Source organism: Streptomyces sp. NBC_01381, assembly GCF_026340305.1.
GTDB lineage: Bacteria > Actinomycetota > Actinomycetes > Streptomycetales > Streptomycetaceae > Streptomyces.
The window spans coordinates 1,791,821-1,814,593 of record NZ_JAPEPI010000001.1; the positions used below are offsets into that span (position 1 = coordinate 1,791,821).

A 22,773-nucleotide genomic window follows, 5' to 3' on the forward strand; every position below is an offset into this window, starting at 1 on the left:
ACGCCCCGGACGGTGTCAGACGTCCAGCCCCGACTCGATGCGCTTGAGCTGGTGCCGGGCCATGGCGAGGTTGGCCCTCGCCTTGTCGAGGGCCACGTACAGGAAGAGGCCGTTGTTGTTGCGCCCCTTGATCGGCCGGATGAGGTGGTACTGGGAGCCGAGCGTGATCAGGATGTCCTCGATCTCGTCCTTGAGCCCCAGGAGCTCCATCGTGCGCAGCTTGGCGCGCACCACGTCCGTGTTGCCGGCCGCGGCGACGGTCAGGTCCATGTCCTTGCTGCCGCCGAGCGTGCCGAGCGCCATGCCGCTCGTGTAGTCGACGAGGGCGACGCCGATGACGCCCTCGATCGAGGTGGTCGTTTCCTTGAGTGCAATCTCCGTGGTGGTCACGAGTGCCGCACTTCCTTTCCGTCTGGTGGATTTACGTGGTGAGGAGGGGGATGAGGCTGGTGTGGGGGACATGGGTCAGATTTCCTCCGCTCGGCCGGTGGCGGCGTCGCCCCGTCCGGCGGCGTCGACCAGCTCTCCGATGAGTGCGCTGGAACGGCGGGCTTCCAGGTGCAGCCGGCCCACGTTGACGCGGGGCTCGGCGAGCAGGGTCAGGACGGCCGACGAACCGGCCGCGTACGTGGCCACATAGCCCTGCTCACCGCGGATGAGCAGCTCCCGGAAGCCGCCCTGGTGCGTGGTGTCGGTCAGCCGCAGGGCCACCCCGAGCGCCGCAGCGGTGAGCGCGCAGACGCCCTCCACCTCGACGTCCGTGGCGTCCTGGGCCAGCACGAGCCCGTCGACGCTGGCGGTCAGGGCGCCCGTGAGCTGGGGTATCCGGGTGCGCAGGCGTTTCAGTTCGCCGAGTACGTCGGCTTCGGCAGCCATCAGCTGTCTCCTCCCGTGGCGCTTCCAGAGCGCGAAGAACTTCATGGGGACGGGTGCCGGGGCAGGTGGGCGGTACGGAGACTCACAGGGTCGCCTCCAGCCCGTCACGGATCCGGCGCAGCAGGGCGATGTCCGGCTCGGCGCAGTCCTGTGGAGCCGGGGCGTGCGGGGCCGGGCCGGCCTGCCGTGGGGTCTCCACGAGTCCGGCGGCGGCCAGCCGTCTGACCTCGATCAGGGTGTGGAACGCCGGGCGGCCCAGGGCCCAGGCGATGGCCGTCGGTGTGCGGACGCCGTCGGCGAGCCGCAGCAGGGCACGCTGCCGTCCGGTGACCGCCTGGCCCGGCGCGGGCGGGCGGGGCACCACGGGGGCGGTGTCGAGATCCGGGCAGGACCAGACGCTGTCCAGGAGCGCCCGCCGCCGCCGGGTCTCCCGCTCCACGGCCTCGGCGGGCACCGGACGCACCCGGCCGAGCCAGTGCGCGACGCCGTAGCGGAACCGGGTGGGCCCGCTCGCCGGGCCGAGCACGAAGAACGCGGCGTCGAACAGCGCGCCCAGGTGGCACATCTCCAGCTCGCCCTCGGTCACCCGGCCGCTGTCGATGAGCTGCCGGCCCACCTCGTGCCGGGTCCCCGCCTGCGAGAGGGCCTCCTGCCAGCCCTGCGGGAGCAGCGCACCGCCGACCGTGAGCAGGACGTCGATGCCGGGTGCCGCGGAGCTCTCCGCGTGTACGACACGGCCCTCCGCCAGGTAGAGGGTGCCCTGGTCGCGCAGGAAAGCGCCGGTCGCCCGCTCGTCGGCCAGGCGCATCAGCATGGGGGAGGTGGCGGGCACGGCGGCCGGTGCGGTTCTCACACCAGCACCAGACGCTCGGACAGGTCCCGCAGCCGCATCCGGGCGAGCGCGAGGTTGGCGGAGTGCCGGTCGAGCCAGAGGTACAGGAAGACACTGCTGTCGAAGGTCGTCTCCACGAAGCGGATCACATGGAAGCCGTTCCTCGTGGTGAGCATCAGATCCTCGACCTGGAGCCCTTCGCGGCCCGGTTGGTCGAGCGCTCCGTCGCCGGGGGTGAACGCCCGGTACTCCGCCGCCGACCGCGCCACCTCGGCGGTCTCGGTGGCCGTCTCCTCGGGGTCGCCGTTCGGCGATGCGCCGACGGAACCGAGGGCGAGCCCGCTGGTCCAGTCGACGATCGCTGCACCGCGTGCGCCGGGCAGTGTCATGGCTTCGAGCAGACACTCGTCGATTCCGGGCACGCGGCCTCCCCTTCCCCAGGTGGAACCAGGTGGTCCCCACCACCCGGCCGGGCGGCGGTTGCCCTCGCCCGGCGGGGAGGAAGTTACGCAGCGAAGCCCAAGTGCCGTACGCAATGGGCACTTTCCACGTGAACGTGCCCGAGCTCGACGCGATCGGTTCGGTGCGCGCTTCGGGAAGGCCCACGAGTGACCGGATGTAACGCGCACATGATCCGGCGCCTCTCACGGTCCCTTCACGACTCTCACGGTCCCCTCAGATTCCCCCGCTAACCTGCGCCGCCGAAGGGGCGGAGCAGAGCGGCGGCGAAGGAGGCAGGACCGTGGGACGCGGTGGGCAGGGGCTGGTCAGGGTGCCGGTGGTCGTACGGGCGGGGGCCGCCCCGCTGTGGTGGCTCGGCGTGGTCGCCGCGGGCGTGGGGGCACTGCCGGGCGGGCTCACCGGGCGGCGCATCGGGGTGCTCACCGGAGCGGCTCTCTGGATCGTCGTGGCCGCCGCGACCGCGTGCTCCCGCAGGAAGCGCTACACCGCCCTCGCCCGCGAAGCGACCCGCGCCGCCAAGTACGACGTACTCCAGGACCGCGCCGTCACCGTACGCAACTGGCGCCGCGCGCACCTCTGGTGGCTGGCCGCGGGCTTCGTCGCCGCGCTTGGCAGCGCCTTCGTGGTGCCCGCCGCGGCCGGAATGGCCATGGCGGGCGCGGGAGTCGGGCTCTGGGCCAAGGCCGCCTGGCTCGGGCGCCGCGAGCAGGACGGCGACGTGCTCCTGTGGGTGCGCGTCGACTGGCTCGGCCGCCGGGCCGGATCCCCCGCGGGCAGGGCGGTGAAGGGTTACCGCTCCACCGGCCTCGCCGCGGGAGACGCCGCCCCCGGCGGCGCGCGCCGCCGCCCGCAGCAGCGGGTGGCCGCCTGATCAGTCCTCGCCCCGCGCCTTCATCACCGCCTTGTTGACCACCCAGAGGCCGACCCCGATGGCGACGAGGATGCCGGCCCGGATGTAGACCTCCGCCGGGCGGTCCGCCAGCGGGCTCGCCAGGATCAGCGCGGTGATCGCCCCGATCACGGGCAGCGCCGTCGGCGTACGGAAGTGCTCGTGGTCCACGGGGTCGCGGCGCAGTACGAGCACCGACACGTTGACGATCGCGAAGACGCACAGCAGCAGGAACGCCGTCGTGTCGCCGAGCCCCTCGATCTCGCCCGTCGTGACCAGGCCGATCGCGAGGAGCGAGACGAAGACGATGCCGACCACCGGCGTGCGGCGGCGGGCCAGGACGCGGCCCATCGCGCGCGGCAGGATGCGTTCGTTGGCCATGCCGTAGCAGAGCCGCGAGGCCATCATGATGTTGATGAGCGCGGAGTTGGTGACCGCGAACAGGGCGATCAGCGCGAAGAGTTTGTGCGGGAAGTCGATGCCGCCCGCCTTGACGACTTCGAGCAGCGGGCCGCTGGAGCCTTCCAGGACCTTGTAGTCGACCAGGAGCGAGGACACCAGCGCCACCAGGACGTAGATCGTGCCCGTCACCGCGACCCCGATGAAGATGGCGCGGGGGAAGGTGCGCCCCGGATCTTTTGTCTCCTCGGCCATGTTCACCGAGTCCTCGAAGCCGACGAAGGCGAAGAAGCCGAGCGCGGTCGCGCCTAGCACGCCCGTCAGGAGCGCGTAGCCCGTGCCGCCGCCGGGTGATTCGAAGTTCGTCAGGCGGCCGGGGTCCCCGTCGCCGCTCAGGACCGCGTACGCGCCGATGGCGAGGATGATCGCCAGGCCCGTCAGCTCGACGAGCGTGAGGACCACGTTCGTCTTGACCGACTCGGAGACGCCGCGCAGGTTCAGCGCCGCAAGCGCCAGGATGAAGACGATCGCGATCAGCGTCGGCGGGAGCGCGTCGCTCGTCAGCTCGCTCAGATAGTCGCCGCTGAAGGCACGGGCCGCGGCGCTCGCCGACGCCAGGCCCGAGCACATCACCATGAACGCGATGATGAAGGTGAGGAACGGCGTCTTGAACGCCTTCTGGGTGTAGAGGGCCGCTCCCGCCGCCTTCGGATACTTGCCGACCAGTTCGACGTACGAAGCCGCCGTCAGGATCGCCACGACGAACCCGATCGCGAACGGCAGCCACAGCGCGCCGCCGACCTTTCCCGCGACCTTGCCGGTGGTGGCGTAGATGCCGGTGCCGAGGATGTCGCCGATCACGAAGAGGATCAGGAGCTTGGGGCCGATCGCGCGGTGCAGCGAGGGTTCTTCGGCCGGTGGTGGTGCGGTGGTGGTCGTGTTGGATGTCGTCACGGATGCCTCCCCCGAGACCGGGACCGAGTTACGGGCCTGGAGGGAGGATTTGCCCGTGATCCACGTCACTATGCGGGAGTTGAGGAACCTCAGAGCCTTCGAGGGGGGCGCGCCGGCTCAGAGGCGGCGCAGAGCCTCCCGCGCGATGCCGCCGCCCGCCTCCGCCACGATCTCGTCGAGCGTCTGCGGCTCCCGCACGGCGGCGAATCGCACCTCGTCGGCGCGCGTCGAGAAGCCGTAAATGCCGGGCCTGGCAAGGCTGTTGTACGAGTAGTGGTGCGCGAAGTAGTACGCGCCGGTGTCGAGCGCCGCAGCGTAGTCGCCCTGTTCGAGCAGGGGGAGCGGGCGGTTCTCGGCGAGCAGGTCGCCCGCGAAGCAGGCCGGGCCCGCGATGTCCTGGCCCACCGGCGGGCCGCTCTTGGGGCGGCCCTTCGCGTCGTACGCGGCGATCCGCAGTGGCCAGGACGCGGGCGCGTACACCGTGCGCGTCGCGACCTGAACGCCCGCGTGCGTCACCGCGATCGGCCGGGCGCCCGCCGACTTGGCGTACTCGACGCGGGCGAGGATCGTGCCGTGCTTGGCGAGCAGCGAGCGGCCGAACTCGGTGACCAGGCCGTACCGCCCGTCGAGCAGCCCCGGGACGCGGGACTTGAGGCGGCGCGCGTACTGCGCGTGGGTCGGACTCTCCTCGTCCGAACCGAAGTTGACGGGCAGTCCGCCGCCGATGTCGATCGTGTCGATCTGCCGCCGTCCGGCGCGTTCGTTGATCTCCTCGGCCAGTTCGTACGTCGCCGCCACGCCCCGCACCATCAGTTCCAGGGGCAGGCCCTGCGAGCCGGAGTGGGCGTGCAGGCGGGTCAGCCAAGGGCGGTCGAGGTACGCCTGGACGATCCACTCGCGGGCGCCCTCGTCGCGCAGGCCGACGCCGAACTTCGAGGTCGCCGTCGCCGTCGAGAGTGCGCCGATGGAGCCGCCGCCGATCTGCGGGTTCACCCGCAGGCCGACGGGGGAGCGGGTGGGCGCCGACTGGGTCATCGCGTCGATGCGGGCGAGCTCCTGCGGATTGTCCGCGTTCACGGCGATGCCGAGCGCGAGGGCCTCGCGCAGCTCGGCCGGGGTCTTGGCGGGCGAGTCGAGGACCGTGTGCGCGGGCGGCACGCCGGCGGCCCGCGCGATGGCCAGCTCGCCGGGGCTCGCCACCTCGGCGCCGATGCCCGCGTCGCGGAGCAGGCGCAGGACCGGGACCAGGGGCGATGCCTTCACCGCGAAGGCGTGCAGGACGGGGGTGCCGTCCGGGGTGACCGCGTCGAAGGCGGCGTGCAGGGCGGCGGCGGATGCGCGGATGCCGGTGATGTCGAGGAGCCCCGCGATGGGGGCTGCGGGCCCGACGAGGCCCTGCTCGACGGCGGCGCGGACGGCCTGGTCGCGGCGGGCGGCGGGCTCGGCTGCCGGATCCACCGCCGTGAGGCGTCGTGTGGGGGTTTCCGGGCCGCCGCCCGCCCCGGATGCGTGTGCGGTCCCCGCGCCCTGATCGCTCATGTGTTCAAGCCAATCACCCGCGACGCGGTCCCGCTGCCCTGTCAACGTATTGACTAGCTCTATTCAACGTCGCAGGATGTGAATAACAAGGTCACAGCAACGCACCCCTGCAGTACTTCACGCGAGGAGGCAATCGCCATGTCAGGACCCCGCCCCGTACGGGCACCGCGCGGTACGGAACTGAGCGCCCTGGGATGGCAGCAGGAAGCCGCCCTGCGCATGCTGCAGAACAACCTCGACCCCGAGGTCGCCGAGCACCCCGACAAGCTCGTCGTCTACGGCGGCACCGGCAAGGCGGCCCGCGACTGGCGCTCCTTCGACGCCATGGTGCGTACGCTCCGGACCCTCAAGCAGGACGAGACGATGCTCGTCCAGTCCGGCCGCCCGGTCGGCGTCATGCAGACCCACGAGTGGGCGCCGCGTGTCCTCATCGCCAACTCCAACCTGGTCGGCGACTGGGCGAACTGGGAGGAGTTCCGGCGCCTCGAGCAGCTCGGCCTGACCATGTACGGCCAGATGACCGCGGGCTCCTGGATCTACATCGGCACGCAGGGCATCCTCCAGGGCACGTACGAGACGTTCGCCGCCGTCGCCGCGAAGAAGTTCAACGGGACGCTTGCCGGGACGATCACGCTGACGGCCGGGCTCGGCGGCATGGGAGGCGCCCAGCCGCTCGCCGTGACGATGAACGACGGCGTCGCGATCTGTATCGACGTCGACCCGCGCGCCATCGAGCGCCGCATCGAGCACCGCTACCTGGACGTGAAGGCCGACAACCTGGCCCACGCCCTCCAGCTGGCCACCGAGGCCCGCGACGCCCGCCGCCCGCTCTCCATCGGCCTGCTCGGCAACGCGGCGGAGCTGCTGCCGCAGATGCTGGCCGAGGGCGCCCCCATCGACATCGTGACGGACCAGACCTCCGCCCACGACCCGCTCGCCTACCTCCCGGTCGGCGTGGACTTCGACGACATGGCCGACGCGGCCGCCAAGGACCCGGCGGGCTTCACCACCCGCGCCCGCGAGTCCATGGCCAAGCACGTCGAGGCGATGGTCGGCTTCATGGACGCGGGCGCCGAGGTCTTCGACTACGGCAACTCGATCCGCGGCGAGGCCCAACTGGCGGGCTACGACCGCGCGTTCGCCTTCCCGGGCTTCGTCCCCGCCTACATCCGCCCGCTCTTCTGCGAGGGCAAGGGCCCGTTCCGCTGGGCGGCGCTGTCCGGCGAGGCGTCCGACATCCACAAGACGGACAAGGCGATCCTCGACCTCTTCCCGGAGAACGAATCGCTGCACCGCTGGATCAAGATGGCCGGCGAGCGCGTCCACTTCCAGGGCCTCCCGGCGCGTATCTGCTGGCTGGGCCAGGGCGAGCGCGACAAGGCGGGCGACATGTTCAACGACATGGTCGGCAACGGCACCCTCGCCGCCCCGCTCGCGATCGGCCGCGACCACCTGGACTGCGGCTCGGTGGCATCCCCGTACCGCGAGACGGAAGCCATGCTCGACGGCTCCGACGCGATCGCCGACTGGCCGCTCCTGAACGCCATGGTGAACGTCGCTTCGGGCGCCTCCTGGGTCTCCATCCACCACGGCGGCGGCGTCGGCATGGGCCGCTCCATCCACGCGGGCCAGGTCTCGGTCGCCGACGGCACCAAGCTGGCGGGCGAGAAGATCCGCCGCGTCCTCACGAACGACCCCGGCATGGGCGTCATCCGGCACGTGGACGCGGGCTACGACATCGCGGAGTCGGTGGCGGACGAGAAGGGCGTACGGATCCCCATGCGCGAGGAAGGCACCGCGTGAGCGACACGTTCCACGCCATGTGGCGCTCGCTGCGGCCCATCGGCCGCAGCGACGCCACCGGTGGCTACCGCCGCTACGCCTGGACCGGCGCCGACGCCGAGTGCCGCCTGTGGTTCCAGGCGCAGGCGGAGGCACGCGGCCTTGAGTACGAGGTCGACCGCAACGGCAACCAGTGGGCCTGGCTCGGCGACCCGTCCCGTGGCGACGCGGTCGTCACCGGCTCCCACCTGGACTCCGTCCCGGACGGCGGTGCCTTCGACGGCCCGCTCGGGGTCGTGTCCGCCTTCGCGGCGCTGGATGAACTCCGCGCACGGAAGGTGGCATTCCGCCGCCCCCTCGCCATCACCAACTTCGGCGACGAGGAGGGTGCCCGCTTCGGCCTGGCCTGCGTGGGCTCACGCCTGACGGCGGGCAAGCTGACCGCCGATGCCGCGCACCGCCTGACGGACGCCGACGGAGTCACGCTCCCGCAGGCGATGGAGGCGGCGGGCTACGACCCGTCGACGATCGGCCCGGACCCCGAACGCCTCGCCCGTATCGGTGCGTTCGTGGAACTGCACGTGGAACAGGGCCGCGCCCTCGACCTCTCCGGCGACCCCGTGGGCATCGCGTCCGCCATCTGGCCGCACGGCCGCTGGCGCTTCGACTTCAGGGGCGAGGCCAACCACGCGGGCACGACCCGCCTGGTGGACCGCCGGGACCCGATGCTGACGTATGCGGAGACGGTCCTTGCGGCCCGCCGCGAGGCCGAACTCGCGGGCGCGGTGGCGACGTTCGGCAAGATCTCGGTGGAGCCGAACGGCGTGAACGCGATCCCGTCGCTGGTCAGGGGCTGGCTGGACTCCCGTGCCGCAGACCAGTCGACTCTCGACACGGTCGTGACGGGCATCGAGAAGGCGGCCCGTGAGTACGCGGACCGGCACGGCATCGACCTCGACGTCGTACGCGAGTCCTTCACGCCGGTGGTGGAATTCGAGGACGCGCTGCGGGATGAGCTGGCCACGATCCTGGGCACCGGTGCGGACCAGCCGATCCCCGTCCTGGGAACGGGCGCCGGACACGACGCGGGCATTTTGTCCGAGTCGATCCCCACCGCCATGCTGTTCGTACGGAACCCCACGGGCATCTCGCACTCCCCGGCCGAGTTCGCCGCCGAGGACGACTGCGTGGCCGGGGTGACCGCACTGGCCGACGTACTGGAAGGGCTGGCGTGCAGGTGACGACGTACTGGCTGGAGCAGGCCTGGCTGGACACGCATGTCGAGCCGGGGGTCGCGGTCGACGTGGAGGGCGACCGGATCAGGGCCGTCCGCAAGGGGGTCGATGCACCCCCGCCCGGCGCGACGGTCCTGCGCGGCCTGACGCTCCCGGGATTGGCCAACGCCCACTCGCATGCCTTCCACCGGGCGCTGCGCGGCACGGTCCAGGTCGGCTCCGGCACGTTCTGGACGTGGCGGGAGGTCATGTACTCGGTGGCGGACCGCCTGACGCCCGAGACCTACCACGCGCTCGCGCGGGCGGTGTACGCGGAGATGGCGCTGGCGGGCATCACGACGGTGGGCGAGTTTCATTACTTGCACCACGGGCCGGGTGGTGCGGCTTACGCCGACCCCAACGCGATGGGCGAGGCACTGATCCAGGCGGCGGCGGACGCGGGCATCCGCATCACGCTCCTGGACACGGCGTACGTGGCGTCGGGACTCCTCACCGAGTCGCGGGGTGAGCCCCCGAACCGCCACCAGCTCCGCTTCTCCGACGGAACGACGGAGGCGTGGGCGGAACGGGCGTCGGCGCTCAAGGACCGCGACCACGCACGCATCGGGGCGGCGATCCACTCCGTACGGGCAGTCCCGGCACGCCAGTTGGGAGTGGTGGCGGAGTGGGCCGCGTCCCGCAAGGCCCCCCTCCACGTCCACCTCTCCGAACAGACGGCGGAGAACGAGGCGTGCGAGGCGGTCCACGGCCGCACTCCCACGCAATTGCTTGCGGACCACGGGGTGCTGGGCCCCCGCACGACGGGCGTCCACAACACCCACCTCACGGACGAGGACATCGCGCTGCTCGGCGGTTCCTCGACGGGCACGTGCATGTGCCCCACGACGGAACGCGACCTGGCGGACGGCATCGGCCCGGCGGTCAGCCTTCAGCAGGCCGGCAGCCCTCTCTCCCTGGGCAGCGACAGCCACGCGGTGATCGACATCCTCGAAGAGGCGCGGGCGATGGAACTGAACGAGCGCCTGCGCTCGCACACGCGGGGGCATTGGACGGCGGCGGCGCTCCTCCGGGCGGCGACGGCGGACGGTCACGCGGCGCTGGGCTGGGCGGACGCGGGGATCATCGAGGCCGGCGCCCTCGCCGACCTCACCACGATCGCCCTGGACTCGGTCCGCACGGCGGGCCCGCTGCCGCGCCTGGCGGCGGAGACGGCGGTGTTCGCGGCGACGTCGGCGGACGTCCGCCACACGGTCGTCGGCGGCCGCCACGTGGTTCGCGACGGCGCCCACACCTCGATCCCCGACGTGCCGGGAGCCCTGGCCGAGGCCATCGCAGAGCTGCACGCCTGACCGCCCTTCCCGGAAGAGGACTACAGGACTCCCATGACAACCACCCTCATCACCAACATCGGCAGCCTCGTCACCAACGACCCGGCGCAGGGTGACGGCAGCCCCATCGGCCTCCTGACGGACGCCGCCGTCGTCCTGGACGGCGAGCAGGTCGCTTGGGTAGGCCCAGCCGCCAAGGCCCCCGCAGCGGACACCACCCACGACGCGGAGGGCCGTGCCGCGATCCCCGGCTTCGTCGACTCCCACTCCCACCTCGTCTTCGCGGGCGACCGCACCCAGGAGTTCAACGCCCGCATGTCGGGCCGCGCGTACTCGGCGGGCGGCATCCGCACGACGGTGGCGGCGACCCGCGCGGCGACGGACGCCGAGCTGGAGGCGAACCTCACGCACTACCTGGCGGAGGCCCTCCGCCAGGGCACGACGACGTTCGAGACGAAGTCGGGCTACGGCCTGAACACCGAGGACGAGTCCCGAGCCCTGCGCATCGCGTCCCGCCACACGGACGAGGTCACGTACATGGGCGCGCACATCGTCTCCCCGGACTACGCCGAGGACCCGGCGGCGTACGTCGAACTGGTGACGGGCGAGATGCTCGACGCCTGCGCGCCGCACGCCCGCTGGATCGACGTCTTCTGCGAGAAGGGCGCGTTCGACGGCGACCAGGCCCGCGCGATCCTGACGGCGGGCAAGGCACGCGGCCTGCACCCCCGCATCCACGCGAACCAGCTTTCGTACGGCCCGGGAGTCCAACTGGCGGTGGAACTGGACGCCGCATCGGCGGACCACTGCACGCACCTGACGGACGCGGACGTGGACGCCCTCGCGAACAGCGACACGGTGGCGACGCTCCTCCCGGGCGCGGAGTTCTCCACCCGAGCGGAGTGGCCGGACGCCCGCCGCCTCCTGGACGCGGGCGCGACGGTGGCCCTCTCCACGGACTGCAACCCCGGCTCGTCCTTCACGTCCTCGGTCCCCTTCTGCATCGCCCTCGCGGTACGAGACATGGGCATGACCCCGGACGAGGCGATCTGGTCGGCGACGGCGGGCGGCGCGGCGGCACTGCGCCGCACGGACATCGGCGTACTCCGCGAGGGCACCCGAGCCGACCTGGCCCTGCTCGACGCCCCGAGCCATGTCCACCTGGCCTACCGGCCGGGGGTGCCGCTGGTCAGCGAGGTATGGCGGCGGGGCGTGCGCGTCGGCTGATGTCCCTTGCAGGGCAGGGAAGTTCGGGCAGGAAGCGATTCGGGGAGCAGCACACCAGGGCCAGCGACAGGAACGAGGGCCGTTCCAGATAGCAGCCGTGGGACACGTCGCCGCCCCAACCGAGCCGTTCGGCAGCGGAGTCGACGAGTATCGCGAGGCGCGCCCCCTCCCGCCCGCTCCCGGAGTCGAACCGAGGCGCGTACTCGACCAGCCGCTCCCCGAGCCAATCCGCGGCTTCCTTCGGCTCCTCCCACGTACCCCGGATCAGCTTCTCCGGTTTGATCAGCCAGTACGCCGTTTCCAGCGGCGGCAGGTCCACGACGGGGAACTCCGCCTGCACCTCCCGGTGGCGCTGGATCAGCTCGGGGCGGCCGCCGTCCGGAGGCGGTTGCGGGGGCGGAGGCCGACGCAGGGCCTCGTCGTCGAAGCGTTGCTTGGGGCCGGTCCACAGGTAGCCATGGTGGTGCAACTGTCGTCCCCTTCGGTCCGGCCGGTCTCCGTCCTGCGGAGGGATCGGAGCCCGGCCGAAGGCACATGAGCCGTGGTCAGGCGGAGAGCCCGAACCTCGCCGGATCGATACCGGCCGCGTCCAGCTCGGCTGTGGTGAAGCGCAGGGGCGGGATGTCGGGCCGCTTGCTGTCACCCACCGCCCAGGCGCTCTCGCCGATTTTGGCCAGGGTCACGCACGATTCGCCGTCCGGGTGCGTGTTGCCTCCGCATGCCTTGCTGAACACGGCTGCCTCGGAGATAGGGAGGCTGTACAGGTCAGTTCTGTTCTGCATGGCTGCACCTTCCTGCTCAATTGGTGAAGCCATCATTGCGCCCCAACGGGGAAATGTGGAGCGCTAGTTACGTTGACGCATAAAGCCTTCAGCGGTTTCGGTCAGAAAGGCTGAAGCGTCATCGCCGGTGAGGGCGTGAGACCAGAACAGGTCGAATAGATTCAGATGCTGGGTTATATCCCTCGGGTCGCGCAACACGACTTCCCCGGAGAACAATTCGACCGTCACGAGGCGGTCGTCGTATACGACGAAGATGTTCATCGGAGTGCCGGGCGCTTGCACTCCTTGCGGGATTATCCCGATCTCGACGTTGGGCTTCCTGTTGACCTTCGCCATGTGCGCACACTGCGCCCCCATGGCTCCGACGCTCGCCCGTCGCCATTTCACGGCCTGCTCGGTCATCAGGAACCAGAACGAGCGTGACGTGTCGTCCAGGATGGCCTGCCGATGCATGCGGGCCCGCACGGCCCTGAGGACATCCCGGGCCGGATCGCTGTCCACCGTGGGTGACAGCGTCTCGATGGCGTACTCACGGACATGCAGGAGACCGGTAGGGATGGCGGGCAGGAAGTGCCGCATCACCCGCGAGGAAGACTCAAGTGCTTTCAGCTCGGCTTGCTTGTGGTAGAGGCCAACACGCGCATAAGCGCGCCAAGACGCGTAATCAACATTGGCCCTGCGCGCCAGCCGTAGCAGCTCGTCGGAAACCTCGTCGGGTACGGCCAAAGCCTTGAGGATTCACTCAACGTCAATGACCGTGGGCAGCGCGCGGCCAGTCTCGATACGACTGATCTTTGTCTGGCTCATGTTGCAGCGGAGCGCCAGTCGCTCACCGCTGAGGCCGGAAGCACGGCGGAGACCTCGAAGGGCCTCCGCCAAGTCCTTCCGTTCCCGTGCTTGTGTCTCAGGTTCGATAGGCACTGAACGGTACGGCACTTTCCAGGGCGAGATCCCGCCACGCGAGATACTTACCCATGTCTGGGTCTTGGATCAGCTCGCGATTGATCTGCGTTCCGTCGGAGCGGTAGTTGAGGTGTACGACCGTCGACTCGTCGAACATCCAGAAATCCTGTTCAGGAATTCCAGGGTTCGACCTGTCAGTCAAATCAACCATTTGGTAGTCCTCCCCGGCTGCAACATTGCCGGGGATGCACCACTCGAACAGATACCGGCTGTACGGCGTGAGCGGTCGGTGCACGATCTTGGCGCGTGTCATCGTCCGCCCGGCCGCCGCATGGTCTCTGATCGTCCGATGCCACGACGCGTTGAAGCCCTCAGGCTTCTGAGCGCCGGCAAGGAAGTCGCGGACCGCCTCAGCCTCGGCGGGCATGGTGTACGTCTGGTGCACTTCGAGCCGGAAGGCCGAACGCTTGAAATCGCGGAAGTACGCCTGCCACGCGTCGCCGTCCAGCAGTACGGGGCTAGAGCCATCCACGGGCACGGGCCGCCTCCTTCAGGATGTCCTCCGGGATCAACACGACCGATTCGCCATCAGGCGTCGGGTGGGTCACGTCGTATCCCTGAATCGCCAACATGCCGGGTTCCGGCGTCGCGTACACGGTCGGGCAGTCGCCGTTCCCGCACTTGTCGTAGTCGCTGGTGCACGGTCCACCGGCAATCATCCGCAGTTCGTCCACTGAGACCCCTCCGGTCTGTGTGGTTCAGCAAGCTACGGATGGTCATACCCCTGCCACAAGGACGGCCGCAGTCCAGTCACGTAGTCGCATAGAACCGTGGGGCCAAGTCATGGCAGATGGCGACTTGACCAGCCACTACATGGGTGTGGCGCGTGATCAGTGCATGAACTCCTCGAAGGGCACGGCGTGCTCAAGGGCTATGCGCTTCCACTCCCGGTAGGGGGCCGGATCACCCTCGTACGCCTCGCGATTGATCTGTGTACCGTCCGGCCGGAAATTCAGGTGGGCGATGCGGGACTCGTCGAACATCCACCAGTCGCGCCCGGAGAGTGGCAAGCCATAGCCCTCCTGCGTCACATCCAGGACGCGGATGTCCTCTCCGGCGGCAATGTTTCCGGGGATGCCCCAGGCGAACTGGTACCGCTGGTAGTCGGTGAGCGGTCGGCGCACGATGCGGACGCGGCCGATGCGCCTGCCGGACTCGATGTATGCGTGCACTCGCTCGTGCCAGCGGGCGTTGTGGTCGGCGGGCTTGGCCTCGCCCCGCAGGAAGCGGGCAACGTTCTCCTGCTCTTTGGGCATGGTGTACGTCGCCTGCGCCTCGAACCGCCAGGCCTCCTGCTCGAAGGCGTCGAAAAACCGACGCCAGTCCTCACCGTCCAACGACACGAATAGTCCTCCCTCAGGCGGTCAGTTCGCCTTTCGTGACGGCGGTGATGAAGGGGGTCCACGCGTTCGTGGGGAGCACGAGGGCGGGGCCGTGCGGGAGCTTGGAGTCGCGGACGGGGACGACGCCGGGGAGGTTGTCGGCTATCTCGACGCAGTCACCGCCGGTGCCGTTGCTGTGCCTGCTCTTGCGCCAGGCAGCTGTGCTCAAGTCAATGTCGTGGCTTGCCATTTCGGTAATCCTCAGCCGCATCCTCGATCATGGCCAGGGTCGCCTCAGGCGGCAGTGCGACGGCCCTGAGCAGATCGTACGACCGTCGGTACTGCTTCACGAGCGCCGGATAGTCGATGAGTTGGCCGCTGTGCAGACTCTCGGTGTACACGACCGGAGGTGCGTCCGTGAAGGTCATGACCTTGGCCATGCCCATCATGAGCGGATGGGCGGCGGTGGTTTCCGGAACGATCTGCACAATCGACCGGGTGGACTCGACCACCTCCGCGATGTGCTCCAGCAGTTCAGCCATCTGCTGCGGTGCGAGGACCCGGCGGCGGACCACCGACTCGTCCAGGATCGCCCAGAACTCCGGTGGCTTCGCCTGCTCGAAGAGCTCGGAACGCTCCATCCTGGCATCCACCTTCTTCTCGACTTCGCTGGTCGAGGCCCGGGGCATTGCCGCTCGTACGATCGCGCGCGTGTACGCAGCGGTCTGAAGCAAGCCAGGGACCAGCATTGGCGCCCACTCCTCAATGGACTCCGCATACCGCTCCATCTCCGCGACATCCGCGAAGTACTCGGCGTGACCGCCCTGGCGGGCCTTGCGCGCATCTTCACAACGGCGTTGGAAAAAGCCGTCCGTCCCGAGCTTCTCGTCGACGTGTTGGGCCAGATCGAGTGGCATGCGCCGCTCACCGCGCTCGATCTGGCTGAGGAAGGAGACACCCCGATAGCTGCCCTCGGCCAGCCGTTCGAGGGTGAGGCCCGAGGCTTCTCTCTTGAAGCGCAACTCCGCGCCGTAGAAGGCCGGAACACTCGCAGACGCGTCGGGATCTTTACGAGGAGGCACAACTCACCACCGCCATTTGCCAGTCGCCCTGCGCAACCCAAACCCCTGTCACGTTACGCCGCCCCACACCACTGTGTGACCGAAACATCACAGAGCGCACTGGAAGGCGTACCCCATGCAAGTCCCGGACTCCGCCCCCGACTTCGAACTCGACCTGCTTGCCGTGCCCAAAGCAGTCCCCGAACTCCGCCGCACCCTCAGCACGTTCCCCTACGGCCCCCACCCCGACTTCCAGCTCTGCGTCAGCGAACTCCTCAGCAACGTGATCCGGCACCTCGGCGAGGGAACCCCGGTGACCGTCCGCGTCACCGGCGCCCCCGGCCGGATTCGCGTGGCCGTCACCGATCCGGACCCCCGCGCCTGGCCCCTCCCCCGCCGCGCGGGCAGCGACGACGAGACGGGGCGCGGCCTGGCGCTCCTTGACGCGGTCTCGCTGCGGTGGGGCGTGGAGCAGGGGGCGGACAGCAAGACCGTCTGGTGTGAGCTGGGGGAGGGGTAGGTGCTGAGCCGCCTGCTCGCGCGGCTGCTGCCCGGTACGGGCGTACGACGCCGGGCCCGCGTCACCCGGCCAGAGCCGCAGCCACCGAAACCCGGAAAGCCGAACCCCAGGCCCAGCCCCCGAAACCTCCCCCGCAGCCCCTACGCCCGCGAGGTCACCGAGGGGCAACCCATCGACGTCAGCGGCACCCCCCTCACCCGCCCCTACTACCGCGCCGCAGAGCACCGCCTCCTCCAAGCCGAACGGCGGCTGGCGCTGGCCCTCGCGCTGGAGGGCGTGGACTACGGGCCGGCCGTGATCCACGGCATCGCGCTGCCCGTGAGCCTGGCCTGAGCGGGATTCCGGATGTTCCGTGTCAGCCGGTCATGACGACCATGGCTCCCGTGGACGGAGGCGCGGACGGGGTCGCCGACGGCGGCACGGGGGCCGTCACCGGTGCGCCGAAGTCCGACAGCGCGAAGTTGACGTGGACGGACCTGCCCCCGTTCCGGTAGCTGAGCCTGGCCAGCACGAGGCGTCCCTCCTTCATGTACGCGTCTACGGATACCGGCTGGTCAGGGTCCTCCTCGGCCAGGTGGAGGGCGTCGATGTCGTCGCGGGATTTCGCGGCCATGCGCACGGTCAGCGCGCGGTGGTCGAGCACGCCGCGATAGTGGGTGGCGTTGATGCCGTAGACGGGGTCCGGGCTCGCCTTCTTGACTTTGCTGGTGGCTGCGATCTGGTCCAGGAGGTGCTGCGGGTCGTTGACCGGGGCGCGCAGGAAGTAGTGGGACTCGGCCTTTGAGCGGGTGGTCACGAGCCACCGGTCCTTGCCGGTCCCGAGGTAGACCTTGTCACCTGCGAAGACCTGGTCGAGCCGTTCGATGGGGTTGGGGCCGCTCTTCTGGACGACGAGATTCCCGCGGTCGCGGGCGAGGTCGAAGGGGCCGTTCATGGTGAGGAGAATCTTCTTCCCCTCGTCTTGGAAGATGATCGTCTCGTTGATCTTGACGCTCGTGCCGCGGGTGGCCTCAACGGCGTTGCGCAACGCCTTGGCCGCGGGGGAATCGTCGGCGGCGGGCTTCTCGGAGGCGCCGCGCGCACCTCCGCTGCCGCCGGGGTCCGGCGCGCAGCCTGCCGCGGTGAGGCCGGTGAGAGCGGTGAGGGCGAGGGCCAAGGCAAGGGGCGCTGGTGCAGTGCGACGCATGTCTCCTCGTGCGGGTCGAAGTCGGCGCCGGCGTGGGGGCAGCAGCTCAGTTCAGTCTCGGCTGGCACAGCGGGGGCGAGCGTACACTCGCGCCCCGACGCGGGCGTGGCGAGGGTCCGTGATCCCTGCGGTCCTCGAACTGGCGGCAATGGAAAATGGAAAGGTGACCCCATGAACGCCCCCATGAATGCTCCCAGTAACGCCTCCAGCAATGCCCCCATCAACGCCCCCATGAAGACCATCGGGCTGCTCGGCGGCATGAGTTGGGAGTCCAGCGCCGAGTACTACCGGCTGCTCAACGAACTCGTACGCGAGCGCCTCGGCGGACTGCACTCCGCCCGCTGCGTGCTCTACTCCGTGGATTTCGCCGAGATCGAGCGGCTGCAAGTGGCGGGGGAGTGGGAGCGGGCGGGGGAGGTGCTGGCCGCCGCCGCCAAGGGAGTTGAGGCCGCCGGCGCCGATTTCGTGCTCATCTGCACCAACACCATGCACAAGGTCGCCGACCAGGTGCAGGGCGCCCTCTCCGTGCCGCTGCTCCACCTCGCGGACGCGACCGCCGATGCCGTGCTCGATGCAGGGGTGCGGCGTGTGGGGCTGCTCGGTACGGCGTTCACCATGGAGCAGGACTTCTATCGGGAGCGGCTTGTCTCGCGGGGGTTGGACGTCCTTGTTCCGGATGCGGCGGGGCGGGCGCTTGTGCACCGGGTGATTTACGAGGAGTTGTGCGTGGGGGTCGTGCGGGACGAGTCCCGTGCGGCGTATCAGGAGGTCATCGCGGACCTCGTGCGTGACGGCGCCGAGGGAGTGATCCTCGGGTGCACGGAGATCGAGCTGCTCATCTCCCAGGAACACAGCGACGTCCCGCTGTTCCCCACGACGCGGATCCACGCGGAGGCAGCCGTGGCCGCGGCGCTGCAGAGCTGAAGAGAAAAGCAATCGCCGGACGGGCAGCTCAACTCATTGAGCCCGTCCGGCGATTGAGGACAGCTTGGGCAACGCGCGGGGTCACTCCTCGACGGTCAGACCCTTGCGGAGCTTGACCAGCGTGCGTGACAGCAGGCGCGACACGTGCATCTGCGAGATGCCCAGCTCATCGCCTATCTCCGACTGCGTCATGTTGGCGACGAAGCGGAGCGACAGGATCTTCCGGTCACGCGGCGGCAGTTCGGCGATCAGCGGCTTCAACGACTCGACGTACTCGATGCCTTCGAGCCCGTGGTCCTCGTAACCGATGCGGTCCGCGAGCGCGCCCTCGGAGTCGTCCTCCTCCGGCTGGGCGTCCAGCGAGCTTGCCGTGTACGCGTTGGAGGCGGCCATGCCCTCCACGACCTCGTCGTTGGAGATGCCCAGGCGCTCGGCGAGCTCGCCCACCGTGGGGGCGCGATCGAACTGCTGGGCGAGTTCGTCGCCCGCCTTGGCGAGGTCCAGTCGGAGTTCCTGAAGGCGGCGCGGCACGCGCACCGACCAACTCGTGTCGCGGAAGAAGCGCTTGATCTCACCGACGATGGTCGGCATGGCGAAGGTGGGGAACTCGACGCCGCGGCTGAGCTCGAAGCGGTCGATCGCCTTGATCAGGCCGATGGTGCCGACCTGGATGATGTCCTCCATCGGCTCGCTGCGGGAGCGGAACCGGGAGGCGGCGAACTTCACCAGGGCGAGGTTGAGTTCGACCAGCGTGTTGCGGACGTACGCGTACTCGTGGGTGCCTTCCTCGAGCGACTCGAGGCGTTCGAAGAGCGTCTTGGACAGAGCCCTCGCGTCCAGCGGCCCCACCTCGGCGTACGGCGGGATCTCGGGCAGATCGGCGAGCCCGTTCTCCAGGGCTTCCGCGTCTGGCGCGGACTGCGGGGCCGGAGAGACTTCCGGCGTGCCGTCCGTGCGGGGGCCCGGGATCGCTGTCTCGATGCGGTGCGGCGGGAGTGTCGACGTCGCCTGGTCAGTATGCGATTCGTCGAGCCGGGGTGACATGGTGTCCTCCATCGTTCTCGGCATATGGCTGCCGATGCCAATACGTGCACTGCGGTGTGCGGCGCCTCCAAAGCCGTCCGTGTTGATTGCTGTCTCTTCTACCCCTACCCGCTTGAACAGCTCAGTCGCAAGTGCGTTCTGCGACGAAATGTCCGAATTCGGGGGGATGTTCGGGTACCCGGGGCGTACTGAGGGCGGTAATGTTCAAGGGCGTCATCAACAGCCACGACGGTCGGAAGTGAGTGACGGAATGGACCGCGGGACGGTCGGCAGCGCACATCGGGGCCGACTTCTGGTCGAAGTGCGAGGAGAGGGCCCGAGTGCCGTCGTGACTCCGGCGGGTGAGTTGGATCACCACACCGCCGATTTGTTGCGTGAGCCACTCGAGAGCTGCCTCGACGACGGCTTCTCGCGGCTTGTCATCGACTGTTCGGGGCTGGAGTTCATGGACTCCACGGGGCTCAATGTGCTTCTCGGCGCCCGGCTCAAAGCCGAGGCCGCGGGAGGCGGAGTCCATTTGGCAGGGATGCAGCCGGTGGTGGCCCGGGTCTTCGAGATCACTGGTGCCGATGCGGTCTTCACCGTCCACGAGACGCTAGAAGCGGCGCTGACCCTCTGAGCGGGGCGCCCGCTGACGGTACGTACTCAAGAGTTACGCGCCAGTTGTCCCTGCGTGATCGTCGCGTTACCAGCGTCACACGGGTCGCACCGAATAAGTGGGTGTTCTCACGGTTCGGCCGGGCAGGAGACACCCTGGATCCGTCAGCAGAAGTCCGGTCAGAGGTCCGGTCAGGAGTCCCGTCGGAAGTCGCGTCAGAAGTCTCTAAATCAATCTTGTCCAGTTTCTTGTCCAGAGTCCCCTTGTCGGTGAGGTGAAGCGCTGATGAGCACCACCCGGCCTTACTCGCCGGGCGACCGCGGCCCGGAGTCGGAGGCCGCCGTCGCGGACGCTCCCGAGGGCCCGGCCTCCGCGGCTGCGGTCGGTCAGGGTCGCCAGGTCCGCAGGCTGAGCCTGAACGGCGCGAGCGGCATCGTCCCGCTCGCCCGGGACTTCGCGCGCCAGGCCCTGCAGGCGTGGGGCTGGCTGCCCGCGGCGGGCGCCGATCAGCGCGCGGCTGCGGAGGATGTCCTCCTCGTCGTCTCCGAGCTGGTGACCAACGCGTGTCTGCACGCCGAGGGTCCGGACGAGCTGTGGCTCTCCTCCGACGCCAAGGTGCTGCGCATAGAGGTCTCCGACCGCGGCGCGGGCCAGCCGGCGCCGCGCACGCCGCACCGCGCGGGGCGGCCCGGCGGGCACGGGATGTTCATCGTGCAGCGGCTCTGCCTGGACTGGGGGGTCGTCAGAACCCCCGGCGTCTCCGGCAAGACGGTGTGGGCGGAGCTGAGCGCGCCCGTGTAGTGCGCGCCCGGGCCGCCCTTCGTAGCGTCCGCCCAATTCCCCCTTGGGTTACCCGCGGTTCGTTCACGCGCCGGATCACTACAGATCCGGCGCGTTCTTTGTCTTCCCTCGGCAAGGCGCCGGGCGTACCTTGAGCGCCCAATCTGATGTGCCGTCAGTAAATCCGCACCCCGCGGCACGCCACGACCGGCATGAGGGGAACTTGAGGTGTCTCACCAGAAACGCAGGGCCGCACTCGCGCTCGCCACGGTTCTGGCCGGTGGCTCGGCGGTGCTGATGGCCGCCCCCGCCGCGCAGGCCGAGGTCCAGGACGTCAACTACCAGTGCAAGACGCCCATCGGGAACAAGGGCGCGGTCTCGCCGATCGACATCAAGAGCGTCAAGAGCGGCAGCGGCTACAAACTCACCATGTCCTTCCAGAAGGGCGTCTCCTCCAGCCCCGTGGAGCTCGGCAAGGGCGCGATGAAGCCGAGCGCGCTGATCAAGCTGGGCGGCGCCGAGAGCGGCACGGTCCCGGTGTCCGGGGCGCCCAACGACAAGGCGATCCCCGCCAACACCCCCATCAAGATCAGCGATCTGACCGGGACGTACACGCCGAAGAGGAGCGGCAAGGTCACCTTCACCGCCGGTGTCCTGACCATCAAGGCACTCGGTACGACGACGACGTGCACCCCGTCCAACAGCCCCAAGCCCTCGCTCTCCCTGGACGTGAAGGGTTCGGGCGGCGGCGACGAGGGCGGCACCACAGGCGGCGGATCGAGTGATGACAGCGGCTCCGGCGGCTCGGCGAGCGCCCCCTCCGGCGGCGACGAACTCCCGCAGACCGGACCCGCGGACTCCGCGATCGCGCTCGGCACCCTCGGCGGCACGGTGCTGCTCGCGGGCGCGGCCGGTGCGCTGTGGCTGACCCGCAGGAACCAGGCGGCGCGTTCGCGATAGGCGCGGTGCGCGGCGTCGTGGGGACGCGGTGACCGCGCGCGCCCTCATTCCGACCGCCGCGTACGACGCGTTCATCGCGTACGAAGATCCAGGAGCCGCCGATGCCGTCGCTGCTGTCCGTTGCCCGCGCTCTCCCCCTGGCCGTGGCCTTACTGGTGACGGGCGCGGCTGTGGCGACTCCCGGGTACGCCGACGAGTCCGGAGCATGGTCCGTCGCGCCATCGGCCGGAGGCGGGACGCGGCCCGCGAAGGACGGGCGGCCCTACTTCTATGTGGAGGGCACGCCCGGCTCCGTCCTGGAGGACACGGTGACGGTCACCAATCCGGGGTCGAAGCCGCGCACGATCGAGCTGACCGGCGCGGACGCGGACAACACGCGGGGCGGCGCCTTCTCCCTGGACCGGGGGAAGCCCACCGACACCGGCTCCTGGATCACCTTCGCCCGGCGCGAGGTGAAGGTGCCGCCGCGCACCCGCGCCGAGGTGCCGTTCAGCGTGAGCGTCCCCGAGGGCGCCATACCGGGCGACCACCCCGGGGCGATCGTCGCGCGCGGCGGCGGGCGCGACGCGGGGGTCCGTGTGCATCTGCGGGTCAGCGGCCCGACGCTGTCCGCGCTGACGGTGGAGAAGGTGAAGGCGGAGGGTTCGCGCATCACGTACGACATCGTGAACCGCGGCAACACCGTCCTGACCCCGAAGCTGGCGGTCCGCGCCGAGGGACTCTTCGGCACCCTCCTGGACCGCCCCGCCCGCCCCCTCCCGATCGAACTCCTCCCCGGCCGCAGGGTCACCCTGACGGAACCGTGGAAGGACGCCCCTTCCCTCGACTCCGCCGAGGTGACCCTCACGGTGACGGCGGCAGGCGGTGCCAGGGGCGAGGCATCGGCCTCGGTGCGCTTTGCGCCGTGGGGCTGGGTGGCGGGGGCCGGGGCTGCGCTCCTTGGGCTTGCGGGGGCGGCGTTCTGGTTCGTACGCAGACGCAGGGGGCCGGTGGGGGAACCGCCACCGGACGAGCTTGAACAGGGCAGTACAGAGCGGGAGTTGACGTCAGCGGGGACGGGAAGGGGCGAGCAGCTGTGAACGGCTACCGGAAGGGGCTGCCCGCGTTGTT

General features: G+C 69.8%; 29 protein-coding genes. 12 read left to right on the plus strand and 17 right to left on the minus strand.

Features of this window, described 5'->3' with window-relative positions:
* Positions 1-15: 15 nt before the first annotated feature.
* The 4 genes from OG453_RS08695 to OG453_RS08710 form a co-directional block, all read right to left on the minus strand.
* Complete coding sequence (locus tag OG453_RS08695; RefSeq protein ID WP_266866144.1) at positions 16-390, minus strand: hypothetical protein; 375 nt, start codon at positions 388-390, stop codon at positions 16-18.
* Positions 391-465: 75 nt separating this feature from the next.
* A complete protein-coding gene (locus OG453_RS08700) occupies positions 466-876 on the minus strand; it encodes a roadblock/LC7 domain-containing protein (RefSeq protein ID WP_266866146.1) in 411 nt (136 codons plus the stop codon).
* Between the two features lie 82 nt (positions 877-958).
* The gene (locus tag OG453_RS08705; protein WP_266869760.1) at positions 959-1,690 is read right to left on the minus strand and encodes a transcriptional regulator; all 732 of its coding nucleotides are present in this window, start codon (positions 1,688-1,690) and stop codon (positions 959-961) included.
* Positions 1,691-1,725: 35 nt separating this feature from the next.
* Entirely contained in the window at positions 1,726-2,130 is a 405-nt protein-coding gene (locus OG453_RS08710) for a hypothetical protein (protein WP_266866148.1), read from the minus strand.
* Between the two features lie 320 nt (positions 2,131-2,450).
* On the opposite strand from OG453_RS08710, the gene OG453_RS08715 reads away from it, so the two are divergent.
* Positions 2,451-3,041 carry a hypothetical protein gene (locus OG453_RS08715; protein WP_266866150.1) on the plus strand — a complete coding sequence of 197 codons (591 nt, stop codon included), beginning with the start codon at positions 2,451-2,453 and terminating at the stop codon, positions 3,039-3,041.
* Here OG453_RS08715 and OG453_RS08720 read toward each other — a convergent pair whose 3' ends face one another.
* Positions 3,042-4,412, minus strand: coding sequence for an APC family permease (locus OG453_RS08720; RefSeq protein ID WP_266866152.1), 1,371 nt, complete (start codon positions 4,410-4,412; stop codon positions 3,042-3,044).
* A 117-nt stretch (positions 4,413-4,529) separates the two neighbouring features.
* Positions 4,530-5,951 (minus strand): diaminopimelate decarboxylase, encoded by a 1,422-nt coding sequence (locus OG453_RS08725; RefSeq protein ID WP_266866154.1) that lies wholly within the window; start codon positions 5,949-5,951, stop codon positions 4,530-4,532.
* A 138-nt stretch (positions 5,952-6,089) separates the two neighbouring features.
* On the opposite strand from OG453_RS08725, the gene hutU reads away from it, so the two are divergent.
* The 4 genes from hutU to hutI are packed head-to-tail and all read left to right on the plus strand — an operon-like array spanning position 6,090 to position 11,523.
* Complete coding sequence (gene hutU, locus OG453_RS08730; protein WP_266866156.1) at positions 6,090-7,754, plus strand: urocanate hydratase; 1,665 nt, start codon at positions 6,090-6,092, stop codon at positions 7,752-7,754.
* Between the two features lie 17 nt (positions 7,755-7,771).
* Entirely contained in the window at positions 7,772-8,974 is a 1,203-nt protein-coding gene (locus OG453_RS08735) for an allantoate amidohydrolase (RefSeq protein WP_266869761.1), read from the plus strand.
* Positions 8,965-10,317: a formimidoylglutamate deiminase gene (locus tag OG453_RS08740; RefSeq protein ID WP_266866158.1), complete on the plus strand. Its 1,353-nt coding sequence runs from the start codon at positions 8,965-8,967 to the stop codon at positions 10,315-10,317. The genes OG453_RS08735 and OG453_RS08740 overlap by 10 nt, the downstream gene beginning before the upstream one ends.
* A 33-nt stretch (positions 10,318-10,350) precedes the next feature.
* On the plus strand, positions 10,351-11,523 hold the full coding sequence (gene hutI / locus OG453_RS08745; protein ID WP_266866160.1) for an imidazolonepropionase: 1,173 nt from the start codon (positions 10,351-10,353) through the stop codon (positions 11,521-11,523).
* On the opposite strand, the gene OG453_RS08750 is transcribed toward hutI, so the two are convergent.
* The 9 genes from OG453_RS08750 to OG453_RS08790 form a co-directional block, all read right to left on the minus strand.
* On the minus strand, positions 11,486-11,992 hold the full coding sequence (locus OG453_RS08750; protein ID WP_266866162.1) for a hypothetical protein: 507 nt from the start codon (positions 11,990-11,992) through the stop codon (positions 11,486-11,488). The two genes, hutI and OG453_RS08750, sit on opposite strands and share 38 nt — an antisense overlap.
* A gap of 76 nt (positions 11,993-12,068) precedes the next feature.
* Complete coding sequence (locus OG453_RS08755; protein WP_266866163.1) at positions 12,069-12,305, minus strand: DUF397 domain-containing protein; 237 nt, start codon at positions 12,303-12,305, stop codon at positions 12,069-12,071.
* 63 nt (positions 12,306-12,368) lie between these two features.
* The gene (locus OG453_RS08760; protein ID WP_266866165.1) at positions 12,369-13,031 is read right to left on the minus strand and encodes a DUF5753 domain-containing protein; all 663 of its coding nucleotides are present in this window, start codon (positions 13,029-13,031) and stop codon (positions 12,369-12,371) included.
* A gap of 12 nt (positions 13,032-13,043) precedes the next feature.
* Entirely contained in the window at positions 13,044-13,241 is a 198-nt protein-coding gene (locus OG453_RS08765; protein WP_323178618.1) for a helix-turn-helix transcriptional regulator, read from the minus strand.
* Positions 13,210-13,746 (minus strand): DUF6879 family protein, encoded by a 537-nt coding sequence (locus OG453_RS08770; protein WP_266866169.1) that lies wholly within the window; start codon positions 13,744-13,746, stop codon positions 13,210-13,212. Before OG453_RS08770 ends, OG453_RS08765 begins: the two co-directional genes overlap by 32 nt.
* Positions 13,727-13,927 (minus strand): hypothetical protein, encoded by a 201-nt coding sequence (locus tag OG453_RS08775; protein ID WP_266869762.1) that lies wholly within the window; start codon positions 13,925-13,927, stop codon positions 13,727-13,729. Before OG453_RS08775 ends, OG453_RS08770 begins: the two co-directional genes overlap by 20 nt.
* Before the next feature lie 171 nt (positions 13,928-14,098).
* Complete coding sequence (locus OG453_RS08780; RefSeq protein WP_266866171.1) at positions 14,099-14,611, minus strand: DUF6879 family protein; 513 nt, start codon at positions 14,609-14,611, stop codon at positions 14,099-14,101.
* A gap of 13 nt (positions 14,612-14,624) precedes the next feature.
* Entirely contained in the window at positions 14,625-14,840 is a 216-nt protein-coding gene (locus OG453_RS08785) for a DUF397 domain-containing protein (protein WP_266866173.1), read from the minus strand.
* Complete coding sequence (locus OG453_RS08790) at positions 14,821-15,672, minus strand: helix-turn-helix transcriptional regulator (protein WP_266866175.1); 852 nt, start codon at positions 15,670-15,672, stop codon at positions 14,821-14,823. Before OG453_RS08790 ends, OG453_RS08785 begins: the two co-directional genes overlap by 20 nt.
* A 115-nt stretch (positions 15,673-15,787) precedes the next feature.
* Between OG453_RS08790 and OG453_RS08795 the strand changes: the two genes are divergently transcribed.
* Positions 15,788-16,171 carry an ATP-binding protein gene (locus OG453_RS08795; protein ID WP_266866177.1) on the plus strand — a complete coding sequence of 128 codons (384 nt, stop codon included), beginning with the start codon at positions 15,788-15,790 and terminating at the stop codon, positions 16,169-16,171.
* The gene (locus OG453_RS08800) at positions 16,172-16,504 is read left to right on the plus strand and encodes a hypothetical protein (protein ID WP_266866179.1); all 333 of its coding nucleotides are present in this window, start codon (positions 16,172-16,174) and stop codon (positions 16,502-16,504) included.
* 22 nt (positions 16,505-16,526) lie between these two features.
* Here the strand turns inward: OG453_RS08800 and OG453_RS08805 are convergent, their stop codons facing one another.
* On the minus strand, positions 16,527-17,357 hold the full coding sequence (locus OG453_RS08805; RefSeq protein WP_266866181.1) for a hypothetical protein: 831 nt from the start codon (positions 17,355-17,357) through the stop codon (positions 16,527-16,529).
* Between the two features lie 231 nt (positions 17,358-17,588).
* On the opposite strand from OG453_RS08805, the gene OG453_RS08810 reads away from it, so the two are divergent.
* Entirely contained in the window at positions 17,589-18,281 is a 693-nt protein-coding gene (locus OG453_RS08810) for an aspartate/glutamate racemase family protein (protein ID WP_266869763.1), read from the plus strand.
* Positions 18,282-18,362: 81 nt separating this feature from the next.
* On the opposite strand, the gene OG453_RS08815 is transcribed toward OG453_RS08810, so the two are convergent.
* Positions 18,363-19,337 carry an RNA polymerase sigma factor SigF gene (locus tag OG453_RS08815; protein ID WP_266866183.1) on the minus strand — a complete coding sequence of 325 codons (975 nt, stop codon included), beginning with the start codon at positions 19,335-19,337 and terminating at the stop codon, positions 18,363-18,365.
* 238 nt (positions 19,338-19,575) lie between these two features.
* Between OG453_RS08815 and OG453_RS08820 the strand changes: the two genes are divergently transcribed.
* The 4 genes from OG453_RS08820 (at position 19,576) to OG453_RS08835 (ending at position 22,742) form a co-directional block, all read left to right on the plus strand.
* Positions 19,576-19,944 carry an STAS domain-containing protein gene (locus OG453_RS08820; RefSeq protein ID WP_135332046.1) on the plus strand — a complete coding sequence of 123 codons (369 nt, stop codon included), beginning with the start codon at positions 19,576-19,578 and terminating at the stop codon, positions 19,942-19,944.
* Positions 19,945-20,208: 264 nt separating this feature from the next.
* The gene (locus tag OG453_RS08825; RefSeq protein WP_266866187.1) at positions 20,209-20,724 is read left to right on the plus strand and encodes an ATP-binding protein; all 516 of its coding nucleotides are present in this window, start codon (positions 20,209-20,211) and stop codon (positions 20,722-20,724) included.
* 207 nt (positions 20,725-20,931) lie between these two features.
* The gene (locus tag OG453_RS08830; protein WP_266866189.1) at positions 20,932-21,663 is read left to right on the plus strand and encodes an LPXTG cell wall anchor domain-containing protein; all 732 of its coding nucleotides are present in this window, start codon (positions 20,932-20,934) and stop codon (positions 21,661-21,663) included.
* 101 nt (positions 21,664-21,764) lie between these two features.
* Positions 21,765-22,742, plus strand: a complete 978-nt coding sequence (locus OG453_RS08835) for a DUF916 domain-containing protein (RefSeq protein ID WP_266866191.1) — start codon at positions 21,765-21,767, stop codon at positions 22,740-22,742.
* Positions 22,743-22,773 lie beyond the last annotated feature (31 nt).

What these genes read in the sequence shown, in the direction of transcription:
- OG453_RS08725 (WP_266866154.1), bottom strand. Translation starts at nt 5,951, where the DNA reads ATGAGCGATCAGGGCGCGGGGACCGCACACGCATCCGGGGCGGGCGGC.
- OG453_RS08735 (WP_266869761.1), top strand. Translation starts at nt 7,772, where the DNA reads ATGTGGCGCTCGCTGCGGCCCATCGGCCGCAGCGACGCCACCGGTGGC.
- OG453_RS08835 (WP_266866191.1), top strand. Translation starts at nt 21,765, where the DNA reads ATGCCGTCGCTGCTGTCCGTTGCCCGCGCTCTCCCCCTGGCCGTGGCC.
- OG453_RS08810 (WP_266869763.1), top strand. Translation starts at nt 17,589, where the DNA reads ATGAAGACCATCGGGCTGCTCGGCGGCATGAGTTGGGAGTCCAGCGCC.
- OG453_RS08815 (WP_266866183.1), bottom strand. Translation starts at nt 19,337, where the DNA reads ATGGAGGACACCATGTCACCCCGGCTCGACGAATCGCATACTGACCAG.
- OG453_RS08700 (WP_266866146.1), bottom strand. Translation starts at nt 876, where the DNA reads ATGGCTGCCGAAGCCGACGTACTCGGCGAACTGAAACGCCTGCGCACC.
- hutU (WP_266866156.1), top strand. Translation starts at nt 6,090, where the DNA reads ATGTCAGGACCCCGCCCCGTACGGGCACCGCGCGGTACGGAACTGAGC.
- hutI (WP_266866160.1), top strand. Translation starts at nt 10,351, where the DNA reads ATGACAACCACCCTCATCACCAACATCGGCAGCCTCGTCACCAACGAC.
- OG453_RS08775 (WP_266869762.1), bottom strand. Translation starts at nt 13,927, where the DNA reads ATGATTGCCGGTGGACCGTGCACCAGCGACTACGACAAGTGCGGGAAC.
- OG453_RS08805 (WP_266866181.1), bottom strand. Translation starts at nt 17,357, where the DNA reads ATGCGTCGCACTGCACCAGCGCCCCTTGCCTTGGCCCTCGCCCTCACC.
- OG453_RS08755 (WP_266866163.1), bottom strand. Translation starts at nt 12,305, where the DNA reads ATGCAGAACAGAACTGACCTGTACAGCCTCCCTATCTCCGAGGCAGCC.
- OG453_RS08785 (WP_266866173.1), bottom strand. Translation starts at nt 14,840, where the DNA reads ATGGCAAGCCACGACATTGACTTGAGCACAGCTGCCTGGCGCAAGAGC.
- OG453_RS08705 (WP_266869760.1), bottom strand. Translation starts at nt 1,690, where the DNA reads ATGCTGATGCGCCTGGCCGACGAGCGGGCGACCGGCGCTTTCCTGCGC.
- OG453_RS08825 (WP_266866187.1), top strand. Translation starts at nt 20,209, where the DNA reads ATGAGCACCACCCGGCCTTACTCGCCGGGCGACCGCGGCCCGGAGTCG.
- OG453_RS08795 (WP_266866177.1), top strand. Translation starts at nt 15,788, where the DNA reads ATGCAAGTCCCGGACTCCGCCCCCGACTTCGAACTCGACCTGCTTGCC.
- OG453_RS08820 (WP_135332046.1), top strand. Translation starts at nt 19,576, where the DNA reads ATGGACCGCGGGACGGTCGGCAGCGCACATCGGGGCCGACTTCTGGTC.